At 64.1% G+C, this 3,976-nt stretch carries 3 protein-coding genes and 1 pseudogene; 2 read left to right on the forward strand and 2 right to left on the reverse strand.

Annotated elements, in window-relative coordinates:
• Positions 1-121, reverse strand: a pseudogene (locus tag FUT87_RS24845) (IS5/IS1182 family transposase); the annotation flags it as partial.
• A 62-nt stretch (positions 122-183) separates the two neighbouring features.
• On the opposite strand from FUT87_RS24845, the gene FUT87_RS24850 reads away from it, so the two are divergent.
• Together FUT87_RS24850 and FUT87_RS24860 are read left to right on the forward strand one after the other, a co-directional pair.
• Positions 184-375 (forward strand): cold-shock protein, encoded by a 192-nt coding sequence (locus tag FUT87_RS24850; protein WP_147242732.1) that lies wholly within the window; start codon positions 184-186, stop codon positions 373-375.
• A 1,354-nt stretch (positions 376-1,729) separates the two neighbouring features.
• Complete coding sequence (locus FUT87_RS24860) at positions 1,730-1,891, forward strand: DUF3224 domain-containing protein (RefSeq protein WP_255512020.1); 162 nt, start codon at positions 1,730-1,732, stop codon at positions 1,889-1,891.
• A gap of 46 nt (positions 1,892-1,937) precedes the next feature.
• Here FUT87_RS24860 and FUT87_RS24865 read toward each other — a convergent pair.
• The coding region (locus FUT87_RS24865; RefSeq protein ID WP_255512021.1) for a LamG-like jellyroll fold domain-containing protein at positions 1,938-3,976 on the reverse strand (2,039 nt) is incomplete at its 5' end.

Here is a 3,976-nt window from a genome sequence, read left to right on the forward strand (position 1 = left end):
CGATCGCCGCTTCCAGCCGTGCCCACGGCACGATGCGCTCCATGTCCGCGAGAAACACCTCGCGCCGCGTGCGCTTCTTCTTCAGAGCGAACTCGGCACTGGCAAAGCTGCGTTGACTCATGCGCTGATCCTGCCGCCGACGCGTCCACCGCGATCGAGATCAGCCGGATAAATTAGCATTTCCTGAAGTGGTTCAGCGACGACAAGGGCTTCGGGTTCATTTCCCCGGCCGACGGCAGCAAGGACCTGTTTGCCCATCACAGCGAGATTCAGTCCACGGGCGGCTTCCGTACCTTGCCCGAAGGCGCGCAAGTGGAGTTCGAAACGAAGAACGGTCTCAAGGGTCTTCAGGCGACGAACATTCGTCGGGTTTGATCGGGCCGCTACCAGCCGTTTCTTGTCGACGGCAGGCGGGCACAGGCCCTGTTGCCACCTCAAACCCAACTGCGCTTGGCCAACTGGTATGGGCGCCCCTCTTTATGCATTCCGACAGCATCGAGGTGGGACGCTTTCGTGTCTCGCCCATGACTACACCCGAGGCAGGCGGACGCTTCGCCTCGTCAGTATCCATCCGGTCCGGAAGCGGTTCTGCCACGACCGACCGCGTCTTCCGGTTCAAGCGGACGTTCGCATCTTCAGCCGGGGCTAGTGACTACGCCCTGATCCAGGGCATTGCCTGGGCTCGGGATCGGTAGTGATGGCGATGCGAGTTAGGGTTCAGATAGCCCATCTCGCGGGCATGCAGATCAGCGCCTTTGACTTGGTGCTCGTGACCCCTCCGGCCTCTGAGGTCGGACTCGTGGTCTTCCATCGAGCGGGATCGCCGACGCACCGAGTGCTGCAAGTCGAGGTCCCATATGACGCCCTAGCGCTGGCTCCTGTCCTCATCAAGCGAGAGCTAGATCCGCAAGGGAGCCACGCGGTGTGGCTCGGCGTCGCTGCACAGCTGCCGCATGGCTTGCCAGGCAATTGATCGCCACAGTTAGCTTCTCCGCAGCGTAGGTATGTCCTGTACGCCTCTCCACAATCGGCTTCACCGAGGTCTTGCTGAGACCTTCTAGGCGCGAGCGTCGCGCTAGCCCTTGTGCCCTGCATCAGCACTTCCGCTTTCAGCCTAAAGCGGGCAGCAACGTGCTCATCGGCAGATCTGTCGCGGGACTGCCGCCCTTTGGCCCCTTAACGTCTCTTCGGCTTGCGCCGTCGCATGGAAGGTTTCCCAAGCATGGGCCCGGCGGCAATCTTGGGAGCCATTTCCACAAGCGCCCGAGCCTCCTCCGCCGTGAGCATGCGTATCCGCGCTGCTTTCTCAGCCAGCTCGGAGCTAACCATGACGAACTTTCCCGGCGCCACTCTGATTCGTTTCACAGGTTCTCCGCGATCGCTGCCATCTGGTCGGGCCCCTAGCCGCTCTACAGGCGGCAGCGCTACAGGAGCGTAAGGTGGCGATTGTCCGGCTCCCCGGCAGCGCCTTCATTGGACGGTTTTCAGTAATCCGGATCCTCGCACGGAGCGTCCGGGACAAGACTTGTGCTCTGAACAAAGCTCTGCTGAGAAACTTCTCAAGTTGAGTGATGAGCCAACAGGAAATTCTCAACTTGGATGAGCATCGGTTCTCAAGGACGGTGATTCAGAATGGGCTAACCTGTTGTTCCACCTAGGATCCCGCTCTCGACTTAAATGCATGTCAACAGCGGGTGTCGACATTCAGCTAACTTGGGAGGGGAGCTTCGTGCTGATGCACACCGGCGAGATGAACCGCGGCCAGCCGACACTGACCGTGCAGGTGGTGCCGGATTCAGGGACCGGCGGGCTGACCGGGCTCAGCGGGCAGCTGAGCGTCGACATCCGGGACGGGCGGCATTTCTCTGAGCTGGCGTATGAGTTGACGTGAAGCTTCCGCGCTCGCCTTGCCCCGCCCAAGGGCGGGGGCAAGGCTGTCAGCGGGCGAGGTTCGCAACGGCGGCGGCGGTCAGCGCTCCGCTGTAGATCCGGAAGTCCTGCATCCGCCCCTTAAAGAATGGATCGCCCCCGTACTGCGAGCGTCCCAGCCAGTTCCGCGTCGTGTGGCCGAACTGATAGGGCGCCATCCAGATTTCGGGACTGGTGGCGACCGGTGAGCCGTCGACGTAAAGCGTGCCGACCGTGCCAGAGAGCGTGATGGCCACATGGGTCCAGCGACCGTTGGGCGGAATGGGCGCCGCCAAGGGCGACGGCATCCAGAACTGATTGCGTGTGGACATGAGGCGCATCAGGCTGGGGACGGGCGGGCGCGTCGACTCCCGCGGGGTGAGCGCCATGTACGACACGTCGTTGGAGCCGAAATCGAAGAAGCGCGAACTGGGGCCGGTGTTGTCGCAGTAGACCCACATCGCCACCGTGTAGTCGCCCAATGCCGACACCACGCCATCGACCAGGCGCACATGGGCACGGCGGCCGTCGAACACGACGCAGGTGCTGCCGTTGCGCCCCTCGCCCCAGGTCGCGCCTTCCATGAGCACGCCATATCGGCCGTTGCCGCTGAGGTCATCGGTGCTGCCGTTGAGTGGCAGATGCAGCCACAGTTCTCCGGGCACCGCCACGCGCAGGGTGTCCGCCCCGACCCGCTCGCCCTGGCCGGTGACGGCGCTGATGCGGTAGTACCAGGTGCCCGCAGCCGGTGCGTCGGTGTAGGTGCGCGGGTCGGTCACTCGCGCAAGGGTGGTGAAGGGGCCGGCGGAGGAACTCGCGCGCTGCACCAGATAGTCCGTTGCATCGGCGCTGCCCCACCACGACATCAGCACCTTGCCCTCATGGAGGACGGCGCTCAGGCCGCTCGGCCGGGCGGGCGCGACGGCGTCACGGACGTAGAGCAAGGATCCCAGGCCCGGCGAATCCCCACCGTCCACCCGTTCAGGACGCTGCTTGTTCACCATCTTCTGGGTCCATGGGGCCGACAGGCCTTTGCGGGCGACGTAATGGTTGAGGATGAGTTCCCAGCAGGGGCGAGGGTTGTCCCCACCGGACACCGTGGTGCTGGATCCATGGACGCCGGTGTAGGGGGTGAAGGGCATCGGGTACGCGATGTAGTCGGGCGGCGGTCCGACCAGGACGTTGGTCTTCGCGACGTACTCCGCACCGGCGAGGAGGCGGTTGTTCCAGAGCCCGTAGAGGTCCTCGCCCTGGTTCCAGGCCATCTCGCACAGCATGCCGGCCAGCGCGATGCCAAGGGTGGAGTGTCCTTGGTCGCGGTGGCTTTCCTGCCACTGGCCCAGGTAGCCGGGATGCAGGTAGTAGACGTTGTTGCCGTGCGATCCACAGCCCCGGCCGTTCTTGTAGTAGTTGCTGGCCTCAGCGACGATGTCCGGTCGGTCGCAGAACACGCCGATGGCATACATGCTGCAGACGTTCGCCAGGTCCCAGTTGGCCCAGTAGTGCGTGACCTTTCTGATCTCGGTGCCGTTGTGGTCGGTGAGGAACGCGTGGCACTCCGGATAGAACACGTTGAGCAGCATGGTCTGGAACCGTGCGACGTCCTCCTTGGCCCAACCCGGATAGGTGCGCATCACCTCGGCGGCATTGGCCCATTGGTTGCCGTAGAGGCCCGACGCCAGGTAACGATTGGAATCGCCGGCCAGTCGCTTCAAGGTCGACGACCAGGCATTGAGGAACTTCACCGCGTCTTTCGCATAGGCCTCGTCGCCGGTGACCTTCCAGCGCAGCGCGAGGTGATACGCGCGCATCATGTCGGTGACCATCACCCAGAAGTTCTCGCCGGTTCCGCCGCGACTCACGACTTCCAGCGGTGAGGGCTTCACGCCCAGCTCGGCACGACGCGCGGCGAGCAGCAGGTTCCAACTGCCGAGCCAGGGCTGCTTGCCGGCGGCGACCTGATCGCGCATGCGCTGAAGGTCCGCCTGCGTATGAAGCAGCCCCGGATGGACCAGCCCGCCTGGCGCAGGCGCGGGTGCCGGTGCGGGCGCAGGTGCAGGTGCAGGTG

The organism is Mitsuaria sp. TWR114 (assembly GCF_007997345.1).